The sequence below is a fragment of the Pantoea sp. C2G6 genome, from assembly GCF_051336815.1.
Taxonomy (GTDB): Bacteria; Pseudomonadota; Gammaproteobacteria; order Enterobacterales; family Enterobacteriaceae; genus Pantoea.
In genome coordinates, this window is record NZ_JBGMNJ010000004.1 from 158387 (window position 1) to 184874 (window position 26488).

18 protein-coding genes and 1 pseudogene are annotated in these 26488 nt (G+C 57.1%); 10 read left to right on the forward strand and 9 right to left on the reverse strand.

All coding sequences use genetic code 11. The features are described 5' to 3' along the window. Window positions 1–75: 75 nt before the first annotated feature. From malK to ACCW71_RS08180, 5 genes are all read left to right on the forward strand, one after another. Window positions 76–1185 (forward strand): maltose/maltodextrin ABC transporter ATP-binding protein MalK, encoded by a 1110-nt coding sequence (gene malK / locus ACCW71_RS08160; RefSeq protein ID WP_425021423.1) that lies wholly within the window; start codon window positions 76–78, stop codon window positions 1183–1185. Between the two features lie 42 nt (window positions 1186–1227). After that, a complete protein-coding gene (locus ACCW71_RS08165; protein ID WP_436370684.1) occupies window positions 1228–2529 on the forward strand; it encodes a maltoporin in 1302 nt (433 codons plus the stop codon). A 104-nt stretch (window positions 2530–2633) separates the two neighbouring features. Beyond that, window positions 2634–3569 carry a maltose operon protein MalM gene (gene malM, locus ACCW71_RS08170; RefSeq protein WP_436370685.1) on the forward strand — a complete coding sequence of 312 codons (936 nt, stop codon included), beginning with the start codon at window positions 2634–2636 and terminating at the stop codon, window positions 3567–3569. 203 nt (window positions 3570–3772) lie between these two features. Further along, on the forward strand, window positions 3773–3994 hold the full coding sequence (locus tag ACCW71_RS08175; protein ID WP_436370686.1) for a type II toxin-antitoxin system Phd/YefM family antitoxin: 222 nt from the start codon (window positions 3773–3775) through the stop codon (window positions 3992–3994). Next, window positions 3991–4380, forward strand: a complete 390-nt coding sequence (locus ACCW71_RS08180) for a type II toxin-antitoxin system death-on-curing family toxin (protein ID WP_436370687.1) — start codon at window positions 3991–3993, stop codon at window positions 4378–4380. Before ACCW71_RS08175 ends, ACCW71_RS08180 begins: the two co-directional genes overlap by 4 nt. A gap of 128 nt (window positions 4381–4508) precedes the next feature. Here the strand turns inward: ACCW71_RS08180 and malQ are convergent, their stop codons facing one another. Together malQ and malP are read right to left on the reverse strand one after the other, a co-directional pair. After that, entirely contained in the window at window positions 4509–6596 is a 2088-nt protein-coding gene (malQ, locus tag ACCW71_RS08185; RefSeq protein ID WP_436370688.1) for a 4-alpha-glucanotransferase, read from the reverse strand. A gap of 8 nt (window positions 6597–6604) precedes the next feature. Continuing rightward, window positions 6605–9010, reverse strand: a complete 2406-nt coding sequence (malP, locus tag ACCW71_RS08190; RefSeq protein ID WP_436370689.1) for a maltodextrin phosphorylase — start codon at window positions 9008–9010, stop codon at window positions 6605–6607. A gap of 284 nt (window positions 9011–9294) precedes the next feature. Between malP and malT the strand changes: the two genes are divergently transcribed. Continuing rightward, window positions 9295–11997, forward strand: coding sequence for an HTH-type transcriptional regulator MalT (malT, locus tag ACCW71_RS08195; RefSeq protein ID WP_436370690.1), 2703 nt, complete (start codon window positions 9295–9297; stop codon window positions 11995–11997). 61 nt (window positions 11998–12058) lie between these two features. Here the strand turns inward: malT and ACCW71_RS08200 are convergent, their stop codons facing one another. Beyond that, the gene (locus ACCW71_RS08200) at window positions 12059–12961 is read right to left on the reverse strand and encodes a LysR family transcriptional regulator (protein ID WP_436370691.1); all 903 of its coding nucleotides are present in this window, start codon (window positions 12959–12961) and stop codon (window positions 12059–12061) included. Between the two features lie 100 nt (window positions 12962–13061). Between ACCW71_RS08200 and ACCW71_RS08205 the strand changes: the two genes are divergently transcribed. After that, the gene (locus ACCW71_RS08205; RefSeq protein ID WP_436370692.1) at window positions 13062–14126 is read left to right on the forward strand and encodes an SDR family oxidoreductase; all 1065 of its coding nucleotides are present in this window, start codon (window positions 13062–13064) and stop codon (window positions 14124–14126) included. A 92-nt stretch (window positions 14127–14218) separates the two neighbouring features. Then, the gene (locus ACCW71_RS08210; protein WP_436370693.1) at window positions 14219–14878 is read left to right on the forward strand and encodes an SDR family oxidoreductase; all 660 of its coding nucleotides are present in this window, start codon (window positions 14219–14221) and stop codon (window positions 14876–14878) included. A 188-nt stretch (window positions 14879–15066) separates the two neighbouring features. Here the strand turns inward: ACCW71_RS08210 and ACCW71_RS08215 are convergent, their stop codons facing one another. From ACCW71_RS08215 to ACCW71_RS08230, 4 genes and pseudogenes are all read right to left on the reverse strand, one after another. Then, window positions 15067–15558: a hypothetical protein gene (locus tag ACCW71_RS08215; RefSeq protein WP_436370694.1), complete on the reverse strand. Its 492-nt coding sequence runs from the start codon at window positions 15556–15558 to the stop codon at window positions 15067–15069. Next, window positions 15555–15818 (reverse strand): annotated as a pseudogene (locus ACCW71_RS08220) (tlde1 domain-containing protein); the annotation flags it as partial. The gene ACCW71_RS08215 and the pseudogene ACCW71_RS08220, both read right to left, overlap by 4 nt. A gap of 352 nt (window positions 15819–16170) precedes the next feature. Then, window positions 16171–17817, reverse strand: a complete 1647-nt coding sequence (gene fumA, locus ACCW71_RS08225; RefSeq protein WP_436370695.1) for a class I fumarate hydratase FumA — start codon at window positions 17815–17817, stop codon at window positions 16171–16173. 155 nt (window positions 17818–17972) lie between these two features. After that, on the reverse strand, window positions 17973–19481 hold the full coding sequence (locus tag ACCW71_RS08230) for a DASS family sodium-coupled anion symporter (RefSeq protein ID WP_436370696.1): 1509 nt from the start codon (window positions 19479–19481) through the stop codon (window positions 17973–17975). A gap of 589 nt (window positions 19482–20070) precedes the next feature. Between ACCW71_RS08230 and ACCW71_RS08235 the strand changes: the two genes are divergently transcribed. Both ACCW71_RS08235 and ACCW71_RS08240 read left to right on the forward strand, forming a co-directional pair. Further along, complete coding sequence (locus ACCW71_RS08235) at window positions 20071–22848, forward strand: flavocytochrome c (protein WP_436370697.1); 2778 nt, start codon at window positions 20071–20073, stop codon at window positions 22846–22848. Between the two features lie 65 nt (window positions 22849–22913). Then, on the forward strand, window positions 22914–23888 hold the full coding sequence (locus ACCW71_RS08240) for an FAD:protein FMN transferase (protein WP_436370698.1): 975 nt from the start codon (window positions 22914–22916) through the stop codon (window positions 23886–23888). Here ACCW71_RS08240 and dcuR read toward each other — a convergent pair. After that, entirely contained in the window at window positions 23869–24588 is a 720-nt protein-coding gene (gene dcuR, locus ACCW71_RS08245) for a two-component system response regulator DcuR (protein WP_436370699.1), read from the reverse strand. The genes ACCW71_RS08240 and dcuR overlap by 20 nt on opposite strands. Further along, a complete protein-coding gene (locus ACCW71_RS08250; RefSeq protein ID WP_436370700.1) occupies window positions 24585–26219 on the reverse strand; it encodes a sensor histidine kinase in 1635 nt (544 codons plus the stop codon). Before ACCW71_RS08250 ends, dcuR begins: the two co-directional genes overlap by 4 nt. Window positions 26220–26488 lie beyond the last annotated feature (269 nt).

The following is a 26488-nucleotide window of genomic DNA, read 5'->3' on the forward strand; positions in this document are numbered from 1 at the left end:
TCCTCTCGCATAGTGAGCCCCGGAACCCGTCTGCCGCTGAGCAGACACGAATGTGCAGCTAAGAGGAAAGGGATCATGGCGAGCGTTGTGCTACGCAATGTCACAAAGGCCTGGGGCGATACGGTGGTGTCGAAAGATATTGATCTCACTATTCGTGAAGGGGAATTTGTTGTTTTCGTGGGGCCATCGGGCTGTGGCAAGTCGACGCTGCTGCGCATGATTGCCGGACTGGAGACCATCACCAGCGGCGAACTGTTCATCGGCGATCGGCGCATGAACGAGGTGCCGCCCGCCGAGCGCGGGATTGGCATGGTGTTTCAGTCCTATGCGCTCTATCCGCACCTGTCGGTGGCGGAAAACATGTCGTTTGGCCTGAAGCTGGCCGGGGTAAAAAAAGCGGAGATCCACCAGCGGGTCAATCAGGTGGCGGAGATCCTGCAACTGGCGCACCTGCTCGACCGCCGGCCCAAAGCGCTCTCAGGCGGTCAGCGTCAGCGCGTGGCCATTGGCCGGACGCTGGTGGCGGAGCCGCGCGTCTTTCTGCTGGATGAACCGCTCTCTAACCTCGACGCCGCGCTGCGCGTCCAGATGCGGATTGAGATCTCCCGTCTGCATAAGCGCCTGAAGCGCACCATGATCTACGTCACCCACGATCAGATCGAAGCGATGACGCTGGCGGACAAGATCGTGGTGCTGGACGCCGGGCGCATCGCCCAGGTCGGTAAGCCGCTGGAGCTTTATCACTATCCCGCCAACCGCTTTGTCGCCGGGTTTATCGGCTCACCCAAAATGAATTTCCTGCCGGTGAAAGTCACCGCCACCGCTATCGACCAGGTTCAGGTCCGGCTGCCTAATCAGCAGCTGGTCTGGCTGCCGGTCGACAGCGCCGGGGTGCAGGTCGGCAGCAACATGTCACTGGGCATCCGCCCGGAGCATCTGCTCTCCAGCGACATCGCCGATGTCACTCTGGAAGGGGAAGTGCAGGTGGTGGAACAGCTGGGACATGAAACACAAATCCACATCGAGATTCCCGCCATTCGTCAAAACCTGGTCTACCGCCAGGAGGACGTCGTGCTGGTAAAAGAGGGCGCCATCCTCGGTATTGGCCTGCCGCCCGAACGTTGTCACCTGTTCCGTGAGGATGGGAGCGCGTGTCGCAGGCTGTATCAGGAGCCGGGTGTATAGCCCTGCCAAAACAATAAAAGCAATGACCTCAGGAGATAGAAAATGTTAACTCTGCGCAAACTTCCCTTCGCCGTTGCCGTCGCGGTGGGCACCCTCTCCGCCCCGACGATGGCGGTCGATTTTACCGGTTACGCCCGTTCCGGCATTGGCTGGACCGGCAGCGGTGGCGAGCAGGAATGCTTCCAGGCGACCGGCGCTCAAAGTAAATACCGTCTGGGCAACGAATGTGAAACCTACGCCGAACTGAAATTAGGCCAGGAAGTGTGGAAAGAGGGCGACAAAAGCTTCTATTTCGACACCAACGTGGCTTACTCCGTGGCGCAGCAGAATGACTGGGAAGCAACATCACCCGCTTTCCGTGAAGCCAACGTCAAAGGGAAAAACCTGATCGACGCGCTGCCAGGTTCGACCATCTGGGCCGGTAAGCGTTTCTATCAGCGCCATGACGTCCATATGATCGACTTCTACTACTGGGATATTTCCGGTCCGGGTGCCGGTCTGGAAGATGTCGATCTCGGCTTCGGTAAACTCTCCTTCGCGGCGACCCGTTCGTCAGAGGCGGGCGGCTCCTACACCTTCTCCAGCGATCGGATTCGTGATTTCGCCACCAGCACCGCTAACGACGTGTTCGATGTGCGTCTGGCCGGTCTGGAGACCAACCCGGACGGCGTGCTGGAGCTGGGCGTCGACTATGGCCGCGCCAACGCCCGTGACGGCTACCGCCTGGAAGATGGCGCGTCGAAAGATGGCTGGATGTTCACCGCAGAACATACACAGAGCATGCTGAAAGGCTACAACAAATTTGTGCTGCAATACGCCACCGACGCGCTGACGTCACAGGGTAAAGGCGTGCCGCAGGGCACCAATCTTAATAACAACGGCGATATGTACCGCATCCTCGATCACGGCGCGATCTCGCTGGCGGAACGCTGGGATCTGATGTACGTCGCCATGTATCAGAACATCGATCTGGACAACAACCGTGGCACCGAGTGGTACACCGTGGGCGTGCGTCCGATGTACAAATGGACGCCAATCATGAGCACCCTGCTGGAGCTGGGCTACGACAACGTGAAGTCACAGCAGGCGAACGAGCGCAACGGTCAGTATAAGGTGACGCTGGCGCAGCAGTGGCAGGCGGGTGACAGCATCTGGTCACGTCCGGCGCTGCGTCTGTTCGCCACCTACGCCAAATGGAATGAGAAGTGGGGCTACGACAAAGACAGCTCAGGCAGTCTCACCTCCTTCGCCTCCGCTGACAGCAGCGGTAACGGCATCCTGACCAACAGCCGTGGCAACGACGACGAATTTACCTTTGGTGCGCAGATGGAAATCTGGTGGTAAGCCAACTCCCTCGCTGGCAGGCGCGCCTGCGCGCCTGATCGAACTCTTTGGTCGCGGCGGGCCATTGCCTGGTTTACGCCGCGACCTGCAATAAGGTACGCATAATGAAAATGAAAAAGCTGGCGGCACTCTGCCTGAGTGCGGCGTTACTGACAGGACAGACTCTGCCCGCTCTGGCGGATATTAATCTGGTGCCGCAGGATCTCTCCGCCGCGCCACAGGTGGCACCCGAATCTTTACAGCGTCTGAGCTGGCAGCCGCTGACGCCTTCCCAGACCCAGACTACCCGGCTGGCGAACAGCGGACAGTCGCTGAATGCGCCCTCGATTGCCGGGCCGGTGGCGGCTTACAGTCTGCCCGCCACCATCGGTGAACTGACGCTGACCCTGAGCAGCGAAGTGGCGAACGGTCAGGTCTTCGCGCCGAACGTGCTGGTGCTGGACGAGAACCTGCGGCCTGCCGCCTGGTTCCCCAGCCGCTACTTCGGCTATCAGAAGCCGGGCGTGATGACCGCGGATCGGCTGGAAGGCGTGATGAAACTGACCCCGGCGCTGGGTCAGCAAAAAATCTATCTGCTGGTGTTTACCACTGAAAGCGATCTGACACAGACCACCACGCTGCTTGATCCGGCGAAAGCCTACGCGCAGGGTACCGGTCATGCGGTGCCGGATATTCCCGATCCCATCGCCCGCCATAGCCGCGAAGGGACCATCAAGCTGAAGATGCAGACCAGTTCCGGTGCCTCGATTCTGGTCGGCCCGCTGTTTGGCTCCTCAGGACCGGCACCGGTGGCGGTCGGCAGCAACGCGCCCGCCACCTATCGTGCCGCCCCGGCGGCGGCACCTGCACCGCTCCCGACGCCAAAAGCCAAAGCGGAACCGATCATGAGCGACACCGAAGGTTACTTTAATCAGCAGATCAAACAGGCGGTCAACAGCGGCAATATCGACAAGGCGCTGAAACTGCTCGATGAAGCCGAGCGGCTGGGTTCCACCTCTGCGCGGCAAACCTTTATCAGTAGTGTTAAAGGCAAGGGGTGACGCTACCCCGACACCACTGATTTGTCCCATCTGGTGCGCCCTGGCGCACCTTTTTTCGTTCTGAATGTCATCGCGCGCCCCGTTCAGCAACGCATCAGGATGGTGAGCCTGTCATCTGAACCTTACCGATCGGGAAGGAGGTTTAAGCGTTGTGAGTTGTACGTTAATCATGTACATTTCAAAAATAACTTCCGGGAGGTTCTATGCGCAGTTACACCACAACTCAGGCCAGACAAAACATTGCTGAAGTGATGGACACAGCCACAGCGGGTGAGCCGGTGGAGATAACCCGGCGTGACGGCTCTTCTGCTGTGCTGATCAGCCGCGACGATTTCAATGCCTGGCAGCAGGCCAAACTGGATGCGGAATTTGCTGAAATTATGGGTCGTCATTCACGAACGGTGAAGGCGCTGGCTGATCGATGAAGTGGGTCAGCGCTCAGGAGGTGATCGCCTTTCATGATCGTCTGCTGGCTACTCTGCCAGGCGTTCAGGGCATGCCTGAACCTGAAAGAGCAGAAGCGATCATCTGCCGTGTGCAGAACCAGCTTTATTATGAAGATGTGAATGATCTTTACGAGCTGGCCGCCATCTATCTGATCGCCATAGCGCGCGGACACATTTTTAATGATGGTAACAAGCGCACCGCCTTTTTCGTCACGATGGTTTTTTTGAATCGTAACGGCATTGCTGTACGTGATGAAGACGATGAACTTGAAGAGCTAACGGTTTCTGCGGCAACAGGGGCGGTGAGCTCGGGTGAGGTTGCCGCTGTGTTACGGCGGTTAGCGTTCCGGCCTCTGCTAAAATAACTCTCTGGCGCGGCAGGATGTCATCACATCGGGCAGTCGGTCGGCGTTGAGGTGATGAATAGCATCATCTACCCGTTGAGATTTCAGGACAAAATTTAAAACCCCGGAGCAGCTCCGGGGTTTTCTTTTTAGCTTTTAGCCGTAACCCGCGCAGCACCCTTGCGGCGGGCCGTCACATCCCGCAACAGCGCGTCGGTATCGGGATCGCTGAACAGCGTCTCCAGCGAGGCGGTAAGTTTGCGTCGCCAGTTCGGGTACTCATCGCTGGTGCCGGGAATATTGACCGGTGCAGCCATGTCGAGCCAGTCTTCCGGTTGCAGCCCCAGCAGCGCGCTGTGGCTCTCCGCCAGATAACGCTGCATCCCCCGGTTCAGCGCCTTGCTCATCGAAGTGCGGCGGGCGTCACGCCCGGCACGTTTCGGCAGTGCGCCGACCCGATGCAGACTGTGCAGCAGCGCCTGCTTCGCCCGTAGCCGATCCTGATAGAGTCCGGCCAGCACCACTTTATCCGGGTAGAGCCCGAGTTGCGCGCCGGTTGTCAGGTCGTCGCTCTGCCACCAGCCACGCAGCGTCGGTAAATCGTGGGTGGTGGCGACGGCCATCGCCTGCCGTGGCCACGCCGCAGGCGGGCGGAAATCCGCTTCTGAACGCTGCTCGAACCAGAGCACTTTGTAGGAGTAGACGCCGCCCTCCCGCAGTTTATCGACAATCGCCTCCGGCACGGTGCCGAGATCTTCGCCAATCACCATGCAGCGATTACGCTGGCTTTCCAGCGCCAGTATCGCCAGCAGATCGTCAATCGGATAGTGGACATAGGCACCCTGGGCGGCGCTTTCCCCGGCCGGGATCCACCACAGGCGCATCAGGGCCATCACATGATCGATACGCAGCGCGCCGCAGTGGCGCATATTGGCGCGCAGCAGGGCGATCCACGGCTCCCAGGCGCGCTGACACATCACCTGCGGGTCCATCGGCGGCAATCCCCAGTCCTGGCCGCGCGGACCAAGTATGTCAGGCGGGGCGCCGACGCTGGCATCCAGGCAGTAAAGATCGCGCTCGCTCCAGGTCTCTGCGCCGCCCTGCGCCACGCCAACCGCCAGATCGCGATACAGCCCAATCGGCATCTGCTGCTGCTGGCAGCATTGCCAGCAGGTGGCGAACTGCTGCGCCGCCAGCCACTGGAGCCACATACGGAAGCGCACCTGATCGGCCTGCTGCTGCAAAAATGTCTGCACCGCCGGGCTGTCGGGGTTCTGCATCGCCTCCGGCCAGACCGGCCAGCCCCAGCGCTGGTTATCCTGCGCCATCTGGTCGGCGTGCAGCGCGTCAAACAGCGCCTGATGCTTCAGGCTTTCGCCTCCCTCACGGATAAAAGCGTCAAACGCCTGCACCTCAGGGTCGGCACTGTCGCGCTGACAAAACTGCGGCCAGGCGAGGCTAAGCGCCTGAATTTTCAGCCGGGTCACGGCCGGATAATCGACCCATTCTGCGGCCCGCGCCTGTTCCAGCGCCTGCTGCGTCTCCGCCTGCCGCCACCATTGCTGCGCGGCGGCGCTTTGCCGGAAGTCGGTGACGGCAGCGACGTCAATATAGAGCACATTCAGCCAGCGCCGCGAAGAGGGGCTGTAGGGGCTGGCGCTGTCGGGGCTGGCGGGAAACAGCGCGTGAATCGGATTAAGGCCGATAAACGCGCCGCCGCGCGCCGCCACCTCAGGCAGCATCCGGCGCAGATCGCCGAAGTCGCCGATGCCCCAGTTATCTGCCGACCGCAGGGTATAGAGCTGCACACAGGCGCCCCACAGGGCTTCACCCGCCAGCAGCGCGGGCGGCTCATAGCAGCGGGCGGGGGCGATTATCACCCGGCACGCCCACTGCTGCGCACCCTGTTGCAGCGTCAGCTGATGGTAGCCCTCCGGCAGCGGCGGCAGATGCAGCGGCTGGCCGGGCTGGCAGCGACCTGAGCGGGTTTTACCGGCCTCGCTGGTGAGATGCCAGTGCGCCCCGGCGCTAAGCTGCGGCGACAGGCTCAGGGTGTCACCGCGACGGAAAATCACTACCGGCGGCAGCGGTGTGGTCAGCTGACGCGGCGGCTGCATCACCGCCAGCAGACGCTGGCGGGTCAGCGCGGGGATCGCCTGTGGCTGGCCGTGGGCGTTGATATAGTCGGCGGCAATCCCCGCCAGCGAAAAAGGGTCCTGAATCTGTTCGGTTCTCATGGCGTTCCTTAGCGCGTCGCTTGCCAGATGCGCTGCTGGTAGTCACGGATCGCGCGATCGGAACTGAACATGCCGCAGCGCGCGGTATTCAGGATGGTGGCGCGCGTCCAGCTCTGCTGATCGCTCCACAGCGCCTCAACCCGCGCCTGCGCTTCAAGGTAGGGCTGGAAATCGGCCAGCACCAGGTAAGGATCGCCGCCTTCCGCTCCCAGACTGTGCAGCATCGCTTCGAAAGCGTGACGGTCGCCCTGGCTGAAGGTGCCATCTTCCAGCGCCTTTAACACCCGGTTGAGCTGATGATCTTTCTTACGCCACTGCGCCGGGGCGTAGCCGCTGGCCTTTAACGCCACCACCTGCTCCACGGTATGACCGAAAATAAAGATATTTTCACTGCCGACCTGCTCCGCGATCTCCACGTTAGCGCCATCCAGCGTGCCGATAGTCAGCGCGCCGTTCAGTGCCAGCTTCATGTTGCCGGTGCCTGAGGCTTCTTTCCCGGCGGTGGAGATCTGCTCGGAAAGGTCGGCGGCCGGAATCAGTCGCTCCGCCACCGAGACGTTGTAATCGGGGATAAACACCACTTTCAGGCGATTGCCAACCCGGGGATCCTGGTTAATCACCTCCGCCACTTTGTTGATGGCATAGATGATATTTTTCGCCAGCGCGTAACCCGGTGCGGCTTTGGCACCAAACAGCACCACGCGCGGAACGCGATTGGCCTGCGGATCGCTCACCAGCGTCTGCCACAGGGCAATAATATGCAGCAGACTCAGGTGCTGACGCTTGTACTCATGCAGACGCTTAATCTGTACATCAAACAGTGCGGTAGGATCGATTTCGATACCGGTACGCTGCTGCACCCACTGCGCCAGCGCCTGTTTGTTTTGCTGCTTAATGGCGCGATACTCCGCGCAAAACGCCGCATCATCGGCAAAGGCTTCCAGGCCCTGCAACGCATCGAGATCGTTGATCCAGGGCTTTTGCAGCGTCCGGGTGATCAGCGCGCTCAGCGCCGGGTTGCACTGGTTAATCCAGCGGCGTGGCGTAATGCCGTTGGTAACGTTGTGAAACTTCTGCGGCCAGAGCTGGTGGTACTCCGGGAAGAGATCCTGCACCACCAGTTTCGAGTGCAGCGCCGCCACGCCATTAACCGCGAAGCCACTGGTGACGCAGAGGTTAGCCATCCGCAGCTGGTTGTTGTGCACCAGCGCCAGTTTCGCCCACTTCGCCTCATCACCCGGCCAGTGCGCGCTGACGGTCGCTTTCAGCTGGGCATTAAGGGTGTTGATGATCATCATATGGCGCGGCAGCAGGCTGCGCACCAGCCGCACATCCCAGCACTCCAGCGCTTCCGGCATCAGGGTGTGGTTGGTGTAGGCAAAGGTGTGCTGGGTGATCTGCCACGCCCGATCCCACTCCAGCTGATGCTCATCCAGCAGCAGGCGCATCAGTTCCGGGATCGCCAGCGTCGGATGGGTGTCGTTGAGCTGGATCACTTCATGATCGGCCAGGGTGTCGATGGTGCGTCCCGCCCGGTGGTGACGGCGCAGAATATCCGCCAGCGCACAGGCGCACTGGAAATATTGCTGCATCAGGCGCAGTTTTTTACCGTTCTGATGGTTGTCGTTGGGGTAGAGCACCTTGGTGAGTTTTTCCGCGTCGATGCCCTGCTGCTCAGCGCGCAGAAAATCGCCGTCGTTGAAGCGGTTAAGGTTAAACGGATGCGCATGTCTGGCCTGCCATAAACGCAGCGGCTGGCTGATGCCATTCTGATAGCCCACCACCGGCAGATCCCAGGCTTCACCGACCAGCTCAAACGCCGGTTGCCAGTGCGGTCGGCCATTGGCCGTCACCACTTTGCCTCCCAGCCCCACCCGCACGTTCAGTGCCGCGTTATGGTTAAACCACGGATAGCGATCGCGCTGCCAGTCATCCGGGGTTTCATGCTGCGCACCCTGCTCAAAGCGCTGGCGGAACAGCCCATACTGGTAATTCAGGCCGTAGCCGATCGCGGGCTGGCCCACGGTCGCCATCGAGTCAAGGAAGCAGGCGGCCAGCCGACCCAGGCCACCGTTACCCAGCGCCGGATCGGTTTCGTTTTCCAGCAGGTCGGTCAGGGAAATATCCCACTGCGCCAGCGCCGATTTTACTGCGTCATACCAGCCGAGATTGAGCAGGTTATTGCCGGTCAGGCGACCGATCAGAAACTCCATCGACAGATAGTTCACATGGCGCTGCGGCGTCTGCGCAGCCACGGCGGGCTGCGCCGCCAGCAGATCGGCCAGTGCGCCACTGAGCGCCTGCCACCACTGCGCCTGGCTCATCTCACGTGCGTCGCGCAGGCCAAAACGTTGCCACTGGCGCGTCAGGGCGGCGTTGAACTGAATCGGGTTAAATTCGGGCTGTGTCGTCATGGTTGGTGTCCTGTAAAAACAGAAAATAGGTCAGTGTGGCGACAGTGTGCCCAGGGGAAAGAGATTGCTCCTCCTCCTGAGAGGGATTAGCGCGGGAGGATAGGGAGGGCGGAGAGGCTGAGGCTAATCCTAAAGCGACGCAGGAGTGTGATTGCGCACGCTTTTGTGAAGATTAGTTAATGGGTTTGCTTGCAATCACCTGACGGAATGCTGAACCTGTGTAAGGAATAATTACGAAGCGTAAAATAATGATGCGCTCGATCAGAACGGAGAAACGCGCGCCCATGCTAATACCCTCTAAACTCAGCCGCCCGGTCCGACTTGAAGGGACCGTGATGCGTGAAAGATTGCTGCAAAAGCTCACCGCGGCCGGTAACTATCGATTAGTGCTGGTCACCAGTCCGGCGGGCTACGGCAAAACCACGCTGGTGTCGCAGTGGGCGGCGGGTAAGAGTCATCTGGGCTGGTATTCTCTGGATGAGGGCGATAATCAGCCGGAACGTTTTGCGGATTACCTGATCGCGGCGCTGCAACAGGCCAGCCACGGCGGCTGCCCGCGCAGCGAATTACTGGCGCAGAAGCGGCAGTACGTTAATCTCAACGCGCTGTTTTCGCAGCTGTTTATTGAACTGGTGGAGTGGCATCAGCCGCTGTGGCTGATTGTCGATGACTACCATCTGATCACCAATCCGGTGATCCACGACGCGATGCGCTTCTTCCTGCGCCATCAGCCGGAAAACCTGACGCTGATCCTGCTCTCCCGCAATCTGCCGCAGCTCGGCATCGCCAATCTGCGGGTGCGCGAGCAGCTGATTGAGCTGGGCAGCCAGCAGCTGGCCTTTACCCATCAGGAGGCACAGCAGTTTTTCGACTGCCGGCTGGCGGCGCCGCTGGAGAGCGAAGAGAGCGGCAGGCTGTGTGATGACGTGGCGGGCTGGGCCACCGCGCTGCAATTGATTGTGCTGTCGGCGCGCCAGGGTGCCAGCTCGGCTCAGCATTCGGCGCGGCGTCTCTCCGGCATCAACGCCAGTCATCTCTCCGATTATCTGGTGGAGGAGGTACTGGACAATGTCGATCTCCCGACCCGCCATTTTTTACTGAAAACCGCGCTGCTGCGCTCAATGAACGATGAGCTGATCGCCTGTGTCACCCGTGAAGAGAACGGGCAGATGCGGCTGGAAGAGATTGAGCGCCAGGGGCTGTTTTTGCAGCGCATGGACGATTCCGGCTGCTGGTTCAGCTACCATCCGCTATTTGGTAACTTCCTGCGTCAGCGCTGTCAGTGGGAGCTGGCGGCGGAGCTGCCCGCGCTGCATCGTGCGGCGGCGGAGAGCTGGATGGCGCAGGGCTTTCCCGGCGAAGCGATCCATCACGCGCTGGCCTCCGGGGATGCCAGTATGCTGCGTGACGTGCTGCTGAAGCACGCCTGGACGCTGTTTAATCAGAGCGAGTTGCCGCTGCTGGAGAACTCCCTCAAGGCGCTGCCGTGGGAGATGATGCTGGAGAACCCGATGCTGGTGCTGTTGCAGGCGTGGCTGATGCAGAGCCAGCATCGCTTCTCCGAGGTCGACAGTTTGCTGGCACGCTTTGAGCAGGCCTGTCGTTGCGAGATTGATGAGGCGCTGCGGGGTGAATTCAATGCGTTACGCGCCCAGGTAGCGATTAACGATGGCAACACCGATGAGGCGGAGCGGCTGGCGAAAGTGGCGCTCGACACGCTGCCCGCCAGCCGACACTACAGCCGGATTGTGGCGACCTCAGTGCATGGCGAGGTAATGCACTGCAAAGGCCAGCTGGACGACTCACTTAAGCTGATGCGACAGACCGAACAGATGGCACGACGGGATGAAGCCTGGCACTACGCCCTGTGGAGCCTGATCCAGCAGAGTGAAATTCTGTTTGCTCAGGGTTTTTTGCAGGCGGCGTATGAGATCCAGAGCCGCGCCTTTGTGCTGGTGGAGGAGCAGCATCTGGCGCAGTTCCCGCTGCATGAGTTTCTGCTGCGCATCCGCGCCCAGCTGCTGTGGGCCTGGGGACGGCTGGAGGAGGCGGAGCAGGCCGCCCGGGAAGGGATCAAAGTGCTGACCGGTTTTCAGCCGCAGCAGCAGATCCAGTGCCTGGGCCTGCTGGTGCAGTGCTCGCTGGCGCGCGGTAATCTTGATAACGCCCGCAGCTACCTGAACCGGCTGGAAAATCTGCTGAACAACGGCAACTGGCACAGCGACTGGATCGCCAATGCGGATAAAGTCCGGGTAATTTACTGGCAGATGACCGGCGACAGCCAGAACGCCCGTAACTGGCTGCGGCAGACGCCCAAACCGGCCTTCGCCAATAACCATTTCCTTCAGGGACAGTGGCGCAACATCGCCCGCGCGCAGATCCTGCTGGGTGACGTCAGCCAGGCAGAAGTGGTGCTGGAGGAGCTGAATGACAATGCCCGCGCCCTGCGGCTGATGAGTGATTTAAACCGTAACCTGCTACTCCTGAATCAAATCTACTGGCAAACCGAGCGCAAAGCGGAGGCGCAGCGCACGCTGATTGAGGCGCTGAAACTGGCGCGCAGCACCGGTTTTATCAGCCATTTTGTGATTGAAGGGGAGATGATGGCGCAGCAGCTGCGGCAGCTGATCCAGCTTAATACCCTGAACGAGCTGGACAGCCACCGCGCCCGCCGTATTCTGCTGGAGATCAACAAATATCATCGTCACAAGTTCGCCCATTTCGACGAAGGATTTGTCAGCCGGTTACTTAACCATCCCGACGTGCCGGAGCTGATCCGTACCAGCCCCCTGACCCAGCGCGAATGGCAGGTGCTGGGGCTGATCTATTCCGGCTACAGCAATGACCAGATCGCCGGTGAACTGGCGGTGGCGTCGACCACCATCAAAACCCATATCCGCAATCTATATCAGAAGCTGGGCGTTTCTCATCGCAGCGAGGCGATGAATCAGGTGCAGTCGCTGCTGAAAATGATGGGGTATGTCTGAGGGGGAGCAGGGCTGAAAGCGGTTGATGGCCTACAGGCTATAGCAGATGAAACCGGGCGAGTTACCGGATCGTCAGCCTATTCAGCGCCGACAGCAGCGCATCAACTTTCGGCAGAAACTGTTTGCGGCGCGGCCACACCACGCTGAGGGTCAGCCCATCGGGCTGCCGCTCTGGCAGAATAATCTCCAGTTCACCCGCTGCCACCGCCCGCTGAATCAGCCATGAGGGCATCTGCGCCACGCCAAGTCCGGCTAGCACCGCCTGTAACTGCGCATCCACGTCGCCCAGCGCCAGACGGTAGGGCATCTCGCGCCAGTGCGGTTGACCATCGTCGGTGGTGAACAGCCAGGGTTTGGTGCTGCCATCCACCCGCTCATAAAGGATGGCGCGATGATTCAGCAACGACGCCTCATCCTGCGGATACCCCTCGCGCGCCAGATAGCCGGGTGAGGCACAGAACTGCATCTGCTCGCGGCCCATGTTCCGCCAGCCCAGCGAGGCGGGCAGGTCGGGCGCACCGCCAATCCGCACCGCCACATCTACACCTTCCTCAAACAGATCGACAAAGCGATCGGAAAAACTCAGGCTCAGCGCCAGCTCCGGGTGCTGCTGGCAAAAGGGCATCAGCAGCGGCATGACGTTGAGACGGCCATAGGTCGTCGGCACCGCCAGCCGCAGACGGCCAGAGGGAATGGTGCGCTGCGCGGCCAGCACCGCCTCCGCCTCGGCCAGATCTTCAAGAACGCGCAGACAGGTCTGATAGTAGGCGCTGCCGGCATCGGTCAGTTGCAGGCTGCGCGTGGTGCGTTCCAGCAGGCGTGAACCTAAACGCGCCTCCAGCCGGCTGACGCTTTTGCTGACCGCCGATCCGGTCACATGCAGGCGCTCCGCCGCCGCGGTAAAGCTGCCACACTCGACGCTGCTGACAAACGGCAGAATATCTTTGAGACGTTGATCGTGCATGGATTGATGAACTCAGGTTGAGAATGCTGTGAATTAATGCCAGAGATAAGAACTGAATTCTCTATTAGGCTTAGCATTACGCAAATCGAGGAGAAATCAAATGAAAAAGCAGGCTTTGATTGTAGGCATCAGCGGCGTTATTGGTCGTGCACTGGCGGATAAATTACAGCAGGAGGGCTGGCAGGTCACCGGTCTGTCACGCGGACGCGGCGCGGTGCCGGAGGGGGCAACCAGCCTGACCGCCGATCTTACCGACGCCGACGCCGTGCGTGACGCGCTGCAAACGGTAAAACCGGATGCGCTGTTCTTCAGCGTCTGGGCGCGTCAGGAAACTGAAAAAGAGAACATCCGCGTCAACGGCAACATGGTGCGCAATGTGATCGAAGCGCTCGGCGACCGTTTACAGGGTTCGCACGTGGCGCTGGTGACCGGGCTGAAGCACTACCTGGGGCCGTTCGAAGCCTACGGTAAAGGTGCCGTACTGGTCACGCCGTTCCGTGAAGAGCAGGGGCGTCAGCCGGTCGATAACTTCTACTATGCGCAGGAAGATGAAATCTTTGCGGGTGCAGAGAAATATGACTATCGCTGGAGCGTGCACCGCCCTCACACCATCATCGGCTATGCGGTTGGCAATGCGATGAATATGGGACAGACGCTGGCGGTCTACGCCACCTTGTGTAAAGCACAGGGCTGGCCATTTATTTTCCCTGGCTCCCCTGAGCAGTGGAACGGCGTGGCTGATATGACCGATGCGGGTCTGCTGGCCGAACAGCTGCACTGGGCGGCGACGTCACCGAATGCCGCGAATCAGGATTTCAATGCGGTAAACGGCGACGTGTTCCGCTGGAACTGGATGTGGCCGAAGCTGGCGGAATATTTTGGCATTGAAGCGGCGGACTACCCGGCACAGATGATGCCGCTGGAAGATCGGATGCAGGACGCGGCCAGCGCATGGCGGGAGATTGCTGAGCAGCACCAGCTGCGTGAGGCGGATATTACCCGACTGGCCTCATGGTGGCACACCGATGCCGACCTGGGACGTCCGATGGAAGCCTTTACCGATATGAGTAAAAGCCGTAAGGCGGGCTTCACCGGCTATCGCAGCACGCTCGACTCCTTTACGCAGCTGTTCGATAAGCTGAAAGCGGAAAAGGTCATTCCGTAATCAGTTAACCAGGCGCCGCATCAGGCGCCTGGTCTGTTATGGGCTGATGGCTATACTCTGGCACTCGCGCTTTTTACAGAGGATCTCAATCTATGGCGACATGTTTTATTATCGGGGCGGCGGGCAAAGTTGGCCTGCATCTGACCCGTCAGCTGAGCAACAAAGCACACGCGGTGACGGCGCTGCATCGTAAACCGGAGCAGGCCGCAACGTTGCAGGCTGCCGGGGCGCAGCCGCTGGCAGGGGATATTCAGCAACTCAGCGTAGCGACGCTGGCGCAGATGATGGCCGGGCATGATGTCGTCGTTTTTAGCGCTGGCGCGGGCGGGGCCGGTATCGAACTGACCAACGCCATCGACGGTGAAGGGCTGAAACTGGCGGTCGCGGCGGCGGAGCAGGCGGGCGTGTCGCGTTTTATGCTGGTCTCCGCGTTCCCGGATGCGGGGCGCGGCAAAATCTCCCCCTCTGAAGGATTTGAGAACTACATGCGGGTTAAACGGCTGGCGGATGCCGCGCTGGTGGCGAGCAAACTGGAGTGGGTGATCCTGCGTCCGGGGACGCTGACCGATGAACCCGGCACCGGTCTGATTCATGCCGATCTGGCGATTCCCTATGGTGTCATACCGCGTGAAGATGTGGCGGCTACCCTGGCTGGCCTGATCGAGAACCCGGCGATCAAATATCAGATCATCGAACTGACCCAGGGTGAGGATCAGGTTGATGCGGCTCTGCGGCGGTTGCAGCGCGGCTAGAAACGATGATGAACTGCACCTGAAAAGCTGAATAGTCAGCTAAGTAGGGCGCAGTCCAATGGGCAGTACGGATTTTAACCGGAAATATGTAGGGTAGTCTTTTGCTTACCTTATCCGGCAATGATTACTAAGTCATTGAAAGGACGTGAAAGATGACTAATCTGTTTAATTAAATCATCCCGATTACATTACGGCAGATTTTCAGCTGAAAAACGCCGGTTCAGGAGATTGATGCATTGCACTTTCCAGTAGCCTCCGGTCTTTACTTTACCTATCGCTACTATTGTTTTTTGAATATAGTTTCTGATTTCATCCGGGGCAGGTTCGATGAAGGGTAAACCACATATCTCATTAACGTTCTCTCCATCAACAAACTTTAATACAGCAACCGGATTTTCAGGTAACGCATAAGCCATAGCGATATTAAGTCCTTCCTGAAAAAAGGTAACGCCGCGAAAAGGATCTTTATGCAATATGGGATAAAGTTCTATCCAGCGTGACTTGCCCTGAGAGAGGTATTCAGAGACGCGCGCGTAATCCTTATCTGACAACCCCCTGCGATTACTGCTTTTTGACGCTTCGATAACCTTATTAAAAAGGATTTCTTCAGCAGATATGCCGTTATATGACAGGCAGGAAGAAGAAAGAGCTATAAATGCGATAGCAATGATCCATTTCATTTAACGATGAGTTCCCTGTCGTTACTGTCGGCTATTTTTTTGCGGCTATCGAAAGAGGCGACAATACAACCGTTCGACGCTGTTCCATGGCCATTATCACTGTGAATAAGAAAGCCATCGCGACCACACATGTTATTGCCTGCATAGGCTGTCAAACGCAGAACAAATCTTCCGGCGGTGGGATGTTTTGCTATAGGGTTTCCGATCTTATACTTCCCTCGCGGTAGCGGGCCTTTGTCTATCTCACATTCCGGTTCAGGGTCGTCTTTGTATTAACTATATAGATAAACTTTCCTATAGCGTTAAGAGTGTGATTCTGACGGGGTCGACATTTATGTGACTTGATTTAAATCAAGACTGAATACTTTTTCAGCATCAGGTGGTAATGAAAGAGTATTTCTTCGGTGATGTAAAGTGAAACTGAGGATTTATGTTGAGTTAAATTGATAAATGACGAAAGGAAAAAGCTGATTTTGATGGAGCCTTTGCGGGAGAGTGTTTTTTACGATTGGATAATTATTGCTCCTGCCATTAAAGCCTGGCAGGAGCAATTTTAATGGATATGAACCCGGTACAGAATAATATTCAGTTCATTTCCATTAAATGTTCCATTTACTTAACGCATTTCGCGCAGTGCGCGCGCTCAATGTGCTGGAAGAAGTCATTGCCTTTGTCATCGACCAGGATAAAGGCAGGGAAGTTCTCCACCTCAATTTTCCAGATCGCTTCCATTCCCAGCTCGGCATACTCCACGCATTCCAGACTCTTAATGCTCTGCTGCGCCAGAACCGCCGCCGGTCCCCCGATGCTGCCGAGATAGAAGCCGCCATGTTTATGACAGGCATCCGTCACCTGCTGGCTGCGGTTGCCTTTCGCCAGCATGATCTTACTGCCGCCATGCGCCTGCAACAGATCCACGTAGGAATCCATCCGGCCTGCGGTCGTCGGGCCGAGCGAACCAGAGGCATAACCCTCTGGTGTTTTAGCCGGACCCGCATAGTAGATCGGATGATCTTTGACGTATTGCGGTAATCCTTCACCGTTATCGATGCGCTCTTTGAGTTTGGCATGGGCAATGTCGCGCGCCACAATAATGGTGCCGGTCAGCGACAGACGGGTTGAGACCGGATGCGCGGAGAGCTGGGCCAGAATCTGCTCCATCGGACGGTTCAGATCGACCTGCAAAACCTCACCTTCACCCTGCTGACGCAGCGCTTCCGGGATCAGACGGCCTGGGTTGCTCTCCAGCTTCTCAATCCAGATCCCTTCACGGTTGATCTTCGCCTTGATGTTACGGTCAGCCGAGCAGGAGACGCCCATGCCGATTGGGCAGGAAGCACCGTGACGCGGCAGACGCACCACGCGAATGTCATGCGCGAAATATTTACCGCCAAACTGAGCGCCGAGACCGAGCTGCTGCGCCGCCTCCAGCAGTTCCTGCTCCAGCGCAACATCGCGGAACGCCTGGCCGTGCTCGTTGCCTTCGGTCGGCAGTCCATCGTAATAGTGGGTCGAGGCCAGCTTAACCGTTTTCAGGGTGCTTTCTGCTGAGGTGCCGCCAATCACAAAGGCGATATGGTAGGGCGGGCAGGCCGCGGTGCCGAGGGTACGCATCTTATCCACCAGGTAATTTTTCAGCTTGCCTGGACTGAGCAGCGCTTTGGTTTCCTGATAGAGATAGGTTTTGTTGGCGGAGCCGCCGCCTTTGGCGATGCAGAGGAATTTGTACTCATCGCCATCCACGCTGTAGAGGTCAATCTGCGCCGGCAGGTTGGTGCCGGTATTCACCTCTTTATACATATCCAGCGCGGCGTTCTGGGAATAGCGCAGGTTATCTTCGATGTAAGTGTTATAGACACCCTGTGACAGCGCGGCTTCATCACCGCCGCCGGTCCAGACGCGCTGGCCCTTTTTGCCCATGATGATGGCGGTGCCGGTATCCTGGCAGGTTGGCAGTACGCCTTTGGCGGCAATCTCAGAGTTTCTTAAAAATTGCAGGGCGACATATTTGTCGTTGTCGCTGGCTTCCGGGTCCTCAAGGATTGAGGCCACCTGCTGCTGATGCGCGGTACGCAGCATGAACGAGGCGTCATGAAATGCCTGCTGCGCCAGCAGGGTCAGCGCCTGCGGAGCGACTTTCAGGATCTCCTGACCCTCAAATTCCGCCACCGAGACGTGGTCACGGCTCAGCAGATAGTATTCAGTGTCATCGTGGGCAAGGGGAAAGGGGTTCTGATAGGTAAAAGGTTTGTTCGACATTTTTTCTCACTTAATGACCGGCTGTCGCACCGCGGTCGGGCTGCGGAGCACAACATCATAGGCGAATTAATCATTTATTATGCTTACCCGCCGCGGCGCAGCGGGTAAGTGCAGGAATGGTATCTTATAACACGTTGATCCGCATGTTATATCCGTCAGAACATCCAGACCATCCACGGATAGGCGATCAGCATCATCGCGCCCAGGAAGATGGCACCGAAGATAGTACCAAGACGCCAGTAGTCTTTGGTGGGCAGATAGCCGCTACCGTAATAGATCGGGCTTGGACCGGTGCCGTAAGGGGTAATGATGCCCATCACACCCAGCGAGGTACAGAGCATCAGGCAGAAGACTGGCATATTGATGCCTGGAATCGATGCGGCAATAGTCAGCATGGCCGGTAACAGCGCGGTGGTATGCGCAGTGGTACTGGCGAACAGGTAGTGCAGCAGGAAGAAGGCGATTAACAGCACCACGGCTGAAACCTGTGGGTCATAACCCTGCAACAGCATGCCGCCCTCTTTACCCAACCAGGTAATAAAGCCAACGCGCGCCAGGCCATCGGCCAGTGCTACCAGGGTGGCGAACCAGGCGAAAGTATTCCACGCCGCTTTGTTACTGGTAATGTCATTCCAGCTAAGTACGCCGGTCCACAGCATCAGCACTACCACCAGCAGCGCGGCCATAGCCGGTTCAATCCAGGCGGTGGCGAAAATCCACATCAGCAGGGCGCAGACCACAAACACCAGCAGCAGGATCTCATTACGGGTCAGTTTGCCCAGCTTTTGCAGTTCAGCAATCGCCCATTTTGGCACTTCATCGTTGATTTTGACTTCAGGCGGATAGAACCAGTAGGCCAGCAGCGGCATGGTGAGAATCAGCAGCAGCCCCAGCGGCAGGAAGGCCAGGAACCACATACCCCAGGAAATATCGAAACCGATCACGCTTTTGACCAGCGCCAGCGCCAGCAGGTTAGGTGCCAGTGCAGACAGGAACATTGAGCTGGTAATACAGGCCGCGGTAATCGCCACCCACATCAGGTAGGAACCGATTTTACGGGCGCTCGGGTCATTGGGTTTAGAGCCGTAGAGCGGAGGCAGGTTGGCAATAATCGGATAGATGGTGCCGCCACTGCGCGCGGTGTTCGATGGGGTGAAGGGCGCGAGTAACAGGTCGGCAAAGGTAATCGCATAACCCAGCGTCAGGCTGCGGCGTCCCAGATACTTCACCAGAATCAGCGCCAGGCGACGACCAAACTGCGTTTTGTCATAACCGGCCGCGAACATAAAGGCCCCGAAGATGAGCCAGACCGTGGAGTTGCCGAAGCCGCTGACCGCCCATTTAAATGACGCGCTGGCGACTTTGAAACCCGGTGCAGCCAGTTCGGCCGGGCTGAACAGCAGAAACTGGCTGAACAGCGCGATGACTACCACGCCGGTCAGGCCAATGACCGCGCCTGGCAGCGGCTCAAAGATCAGACCGACGATGACACCAACGAAGATAGCAAAGAAGTGCCAGGCGTAAGGTTCGAGGCCCGCCGGGACCGGCACCAGTAACAGCAGCACCGCGACCAGCACCGGTAACGCCAGCATAATGGCTTTCTTTTTGCCTGCCGCGGCGGGTGCCGCTTTAGGGGGTTCTTTTACTGTTGAGAGTGTTTTCATAGTATTTATCTGCAAGTTAAGAAGAATGCGATTTGCGCCCCGGAGCTTCACTGGTAACTTTCTTAATTATTCTTTCTGGTGTGAATAAACCGCGATGCACTATTTTTTCTGAACGCTGCTGCTTAATCAGTCAGCTGTTTTTTTAAACCATGTAAATATGATGCGATTTCTGGAAATATAAATTTTGATCCAGATCAATAAACCCAATTCATTATTCCCGTTTTTTAACATTTATTTTCTATTTATTTATTTCTACTGGAATATTTGACATTTTTGTGAATCCGATCACCCAAAACCTGACAGCGACTGACGGGGTGTATAATCTTAACTTCATGATAATCATAAAGTTATTTTTTGTGTAAATCAATGGTTGATTTTTAGTTAAGCATAGTTAACAATTAATATAACTTCACTTTGATTTTTCATCAAATAAAATCTCCAAATCATTTAAAAGTTAAATAAGTAAATTTATCGCTTATGTAAGCAAAGAAAAGAGTATATTAGCAGCATGACATCGGACCACTTAATTAAGCGATATTTCGCCTCCGATAAAAAATTTCCAGACTTTTAAATCTTGGAGTTTATCTCGATGAATACTCTCACTCCCATCCTCAATCCCCTCACCCTTCCTAACGGTGCGGTATTAAAAAATCGCCTGGTGATGGCACCGATGACCACCTGTACTGGTTTTTATGACGGAACCGTCACCAGCGAGCTGGTTGAGTACTACCGCGCCCGCGCAGGCAGCATCGGTACCGTGATCGTCGAGTGCTGCTTTATCGATAACCGCGGCCCGGCTTTCCCTGGCGCTATTGCTATCGACAGCGACAACAAAATTCCCGGTCTGAAACGCATCGCGGACGCGATCAAATCTGAAGGGTCCGTGGCGATTTTGCAGATCTATCACGGCGGCCGCATGGTTGAGCCTGAGCTGATTGGCGGCAAAACCCCGGTCGCGCCGAGCGCTATCGCGGCACCCCGCGAGGGAGCGACCACACCGCAGGCGCTGAGCGCGGAAGAAGTGGAGACCATGATCACCAAATTTGGTGATGCGGTGAACCGCGCGATCAAGGCGGGTTTTGACGGGGTCGAGATCCACGGTGCCAACACCTATCTGATCCAGCAGTTCTATTCACCCAACTCTAACCAGCGCGATGACAAGTGGGGCGGCAGTCGCGACAATCGCGCCCGTTTCCCGCTGGAAGTGCTGGAAATCACCCATAAAATGGCGGCGCGCTTTGCGCACAACTCTTTCATCATCGGCTATCGCTTTTCACCGGAAGAGATCGAAGTCCCCGGCATCCGTTTTGACGACACGCTCTATCTGCTGGAAAAACTGGCCGCGCGTGGACTCGACTATGTGCACTTCTCGGTGGGACAGTTGCTGCGTCCGTCGATTGTCGATACCCAGGACCCGACGCCGTTAATCGATAAATTCATCGCAATGCGTTCACCGGAGCTGGCAAAAGTCCCGGTGATTGGCGTTGGTGGCGTGGTCAACAAAGCCGATGCCGAACTGGCGCTGGAAAAAGGGTACGATCTGGTGGCGATTGGTAAAGCCTGTATCGCTTACCCGGACTGGACCGACCGTATCATCAACAATGAACATCTCGATCTCTACATCGACAGCAACAAACGCGAAGAGCTGCAAATCCCGGAACCGCTGTGGCGCTTCTCGCTGGTCGACGCGATGATCCGCGACATGAGTGAGTCTGGCCGTAAGTACAAAGCGGGCGTCTATCAGGAGAAAGTGGAAGCCGAAGCGCTGAAGCTGAAAATCAACGTCACGCTGGATACCGACCGTATTACTGATATTTCGCTGGTGCCGGATGACTCACTGGATGTGGACTTCACCACCACCTTTGAAAGTCTGCGTAACCGCATTCTGGTAGCGAACAGTCCACATGTGGATGCGATTACCGGCGCGACCACCCAGAGTGAAGCACTGAAGAAAGCGGTTTCCCGCGCGCTGACCACCTCAAGTAAAGCGCATGTGATTGATGAAGGCGGCAACCCTAACGCGCCGCAGAACTACGATGTGGTGATTGTCGGCAGCGGCGGGGCCGGTCTGGCCGCCGCGATTCAGGCGCACGACGAAGGTGCGCGGGTGGTGATCATCGAGAAGATGCCGACCATTGGCGGCAACACGATCAAAGCCTCGGTAGGCATGAACGCCGCCGAAACCCGCTTCCAGAAACTGAAAGGCATTGAAGACAGCAAAGAGCTGTTTTATGAAGAGACGCTGAAAGGCGGTAAATTCAAAAACAACCCGGTGCTGCTGCGTGAGTTTGTTGACCTGGCACCTGAGGCGATTGAGTGGCTGGCGGATCATGGCATTGAGCTGAACGACATTACCATCACCGGCGGGATGAGCATCGACCGAACCCACCGTCCGGCTGACCGCTCAGCGGTGGGTGGCTTCCTGATCAGCGGACTGGTGAAAAACATCAACAGCCGCAACATTGAAGTGCTGCTGGAAACCTCGGTTGCTGAGATCCTCTATGAGAATGGCGCGGTCACAGGCGTGAAAGTGGTTGATGAGTACAACGACAGCCGTATTCTTAACGCGAAAAGTGTGATTGTGGCGACCGGCGGATTCAGTGCTAACCGTGAGATGGTGGTGAAATATCGTCCTGAACTGGATGGCTTTGTGACCACTAACCACAAAGGCGCTACCGGCAGCGGCATCGCTATGCTGCAAAATATCGGGGCCGATACCGTGGATATGGGCGAAATTCAGATTCACCCAACGGTTGAACAGACCACCTCTTATCTGGTCTCGGAGTCGATTCGTGGCGGCGGCGCTATCCTGGTCAGCCAGGCGGGACATCGCTTCTACAACGAGATGGAAACCCGCGACAAAGTCTCGGCGCAGATTATCGCCCTGCCAGAGAAGAGTGCCTGGATTGTGTTTGACGAGCAGGTGCGGATGAACAACAAAGCGGCTGACGAATATATCGCCAAAGGCTTTGTGGTCAGCGCGCCCACCGTGCCCGAACTGGCGGTGAAACTCAATATGGATCAACAGGCTCTGGAAGCGACGCTGGCCCGCTATAACGGCTTCGTCAGACAGCAGAAGGATGAAGACTTTGGCCGCCAGACCGCGCTGCGTCATCCGCTGAGTGAAGGTCCGTTCTACGCGATTCGTATCGCACCCGGCGTGCATCACACCATGGGTGGCGTCACCATCGATACCACAACCGCGGTGCTGGATAGTCAGAAACAGGTGATTAACGGTGCCTGGGCCTGCGGTGAAGTGGTTGGCGGCATTCACGGCGCTAACCGTATCGGCGGCAACGCGGTAGCGGATATTATTATCTTCGGTATTCTGGCAGGCGGTAACGCCGCCGCCTACGCGAAACGTTAACCGTTCTCTCCGGCATCCGCAGGCAGCGGGTGCCGGTTTTTTTCCTCTTTTAAGCAGAGTCGCCTATGTCAACCGATGCGCGTGTCTATGCTTACTCCGCCGTTTTAATGGGTTCGCCCATTCTGCTCAAACTCTTCGACCACGATGAAAATCTGGCCCGCCAGGTGTTTCGCCTGATCAAACAGCAGGAGAACCTGTTCACCGTCAATCGCGCCGAATCTGAAGTGATGGCAATTAATCACGCGGCGGGGCAGCATCCGGTGGTGGTGAGCCAGCCGGTGTTCGATCTGATCGCCTGTGCGCACGAGGTGAGCCTGCTGCCCGATAGCCTGTTCAACCTGGCTATCGGTCCGCTGGTGAAGTGCTGGAAGATTGGTTTTCAGGGGCACGCTGTGCCCTCTGCGTCGGCGCTTGCGGCACGGCTGGCCTTAATCGATCCGCGAGAGGTGAGGCTGGATGCCGCCACCAACAGCGTGATGCTGGCCCGCGCGGGGATGGAGATCGATCTGGGAGCCATCGCTAAAGGCTACATCGCCGACTGCGTGCAGGCGTTTTTACGCCAGCAGCAGGTGAGTCGCGCGCTGATCAATCTGGGCGGCAACGTCCAGACGCTGGGTGCGCCACCGGAAGAGGCGGGCTGGGCAATTGGTCTGAAAAAACCCTTTGGCCAGGCTGATGAACTGATCGGCGTTATCGGGGTGAATAACCGCTCGGTGGTGACCTCCGGGATCTACGAGCGCTACTTCGAGCTGGACGGGGTCTGCTATCACCATATTCTCGACCCACGCACCGGCTATCCGCTGGATAACGCGCTGCTCAGTGTCACCGTGATCGCTGAGCGTTCACTGGATGGTGACATCTACACCACGCTGCTGTACGGCTTAGGTGTTGAACAGGGCATCGCCTGCCTGGCGGATAAACCGGGTATTGAAGCGATCTTCGTGACCCGTGACCGGCAGGTGATCTGCTCGTCACAACGTCACTTTTCTTTTCAGCTCCTCGACCCCGATTACCGGTTGATCACTGACAATACTGCCTGAGCAGGGTGTGATATTCCGGCTGTAAGCGATAGCGGTAAACCGGTCGTCCGGTAACGCCATAATGGATGCTGGTAAACAGAATATTAATCTGTGCCAGCCAGATCAGATATTTGCGGCAGGAGACACGTGAGATATTGACCTCTGTCGCCAGCTCATCGGTGGAGAACTCGGTGCCGGGGTGGGCATCGATCCACAGGCAGAGCGTCCTCAGCGTCTGAGGCGTCAGGCCTTTCGGCAGCCGCTTCTGCTCACTGGCGCCCGGCGGATTGCCATGCAGCAGCTGATCGACGTCCGACTGCTGATAGAACTGCTGGTTGTCCATCAGCGACTTTTTCTGCCGCCAGCCGGTCAGCGCCTCTTCGAAGCGGGCAAACTGGAAGGGTTTGATCAGATAATCGACCACGCCATAGTTGAGCGAGGTTTTGATGGTGGCGGCGTCGGCGGCGGAGGAGATTATAATCACATCCACCGGGCGTCCGGCACTGCGCAGCTCCGGTAACAGATCGAGACCGTTCTCCTGCTGCATATAAATATCCAGCAGGATCAGGTCAACCTGCGGTTCAGCCTGCGCCAGCAGCTCTTTCGCCTGCTGTAAGGTTGACGCGGTGCCGCAGCAGATGAAGCCCTGGATCTGACCGATATAGCAGCGATTCAGCTCGGCTACCATGGCATCGTCATCAACAACTAACACATTGATCATTGGGTAATCATTCCTCTCTCCCAGGGAATCTGTACTAAGAATTGGGTAAACACGCCCGGTTCTGACTCGACGCTGACGTTACCGCCCAGGCTTTCCGTCTGCTGCTTCACCAGAAACAGCCCGACACCGCGATCGTCTCCCTTCGACGAGACGCCGCGCTCAAAAATGGCGCTTAACTGCTCGCCGTCAATGCCCGGTCCGTCATCACTCACTTCGCAGGCCAGCCAGCCGTTCTGATAGTGCAGCATCAGGTGGATTTCCCCTTCGGTTTCCGGGTCCAGCGCCTCAAGGGCATTTTCAATTAAGTTGCCCAGCACGGTAATCAGCACCGCGCTCTGCTGTTCACTGCCGCAGTCGGGCAGATAGCTGGCTTCATCGAGGATCAGCTGATGGCCCTCATCCGTCACCCGATTCATTTTACTCAGCAGGAAACCGGCAATGATCGGTGATTTGATCTTCTGCACCAGCGAACCGATTTCGGTCTGGTAGGCGTTGGCGGTTTTGAGTATGTACTCTTCCATCTGCGCATAATTTTTCATATGCAGCAGGCCCAGGATCACATGCAGCTTGTTCATAAACTCATGCGAGCGTTCCCGTAACGCATCCACATAGTTTACCATGCCGTCCAGACGCTGCATCAGCTGGCTGATTTCGGTTTTGTCCCTGAAGGTGGTCACTGCGCCGATAATGCGGTCACGACTGCGCACCGGTACGGTGTTGCTGATCAGAATGCGATCACCAAGATTCAGCTCCTCATCATACCAGGCTTTACCGCCGTAGAGCGCATCCTGCTGATGACGATGCATCACGCTCTCTTCAGGCAGATGATCGCCGGTTAACGGCATCTTTCGGGTGGTCTCATGCAGCAGCTGCTGCGCTGCCTGGTTAATCAGGCTGACGCGCGAATGATCATCGACCGCAATCACGCCTTCTTTAATCGAGTTCAGAATCGCCTGGCGCTGTTCAAACAGGCTGGAAATTTCATGTGGCTCCAGCCCCAGCAAAATGGTTTTCAACCGTCTGACCAGAATAAGAATACCGAGTAAGCCCACCAGCCCGCCAAATAAGCCGGTCCAGACAATATTCCAGCGGCTTTTGGCGATCTGCGCCGCCACATCATTCAGCGCGATGCCAATCGCCACCACGCCAATCTGCTGATGCTGCGCGTTATAGACCGGGGTAAACACCCGCAGCGCCTCGACCAGCACACCGTGATTAACCGCGACGTTCTCCCGGCCGCTCAGTGCGGGGTAGATGTCATTGCCGACAAAATGTTTACCAATCACCTCGGGATTGGGGTGTGATAAACGTATGCCGCGCATATCGGTCACCACCACAAACAGCAGGCCATTTCGCTGGCGCGCGGCTTCAGCCAAAGGCTGGATCTGGCCGCTCTGATCCGGTGACAGCAGCCCGCGTTGTACTTCGGGACTGTCCGCCAGGGTGCGGGCCACGGCCATCGCTTTATCTTTAAGATGTGACTGAGCGAAGTTATCGATCTGCACAAAATAGAGTAAATGAACTGCCACCAGCACCGTGAAAATAACCGCGGTCATCATCAGGGTGGTGAGCGTACTGAGTTTCATTGGTCGTTTATTCACGGCGTATCGGTTCTGTGATTGGCTTGTCATGGGCGTTCAGCACGAAGAGGAGATCGCCGGGAAACATACGCTAACTCGCTGCCTCAGTACAGTTCGGCTGCCTGAAATGCGGGAAATGCCGCAACAGGAATATTTGCGTTAGGGGATTGTATAATTCATCTTCCCCCCTTACTGTGTGGTTAAAATATCTGATCATTTTAGTATGCCTTTTGTAATTAAATTAAGGAAAAATTGCTATTTTTAATTTTATAACTATTTTAGCATTAACTCATAAATAACATTATTTTAAACTTTGAGGA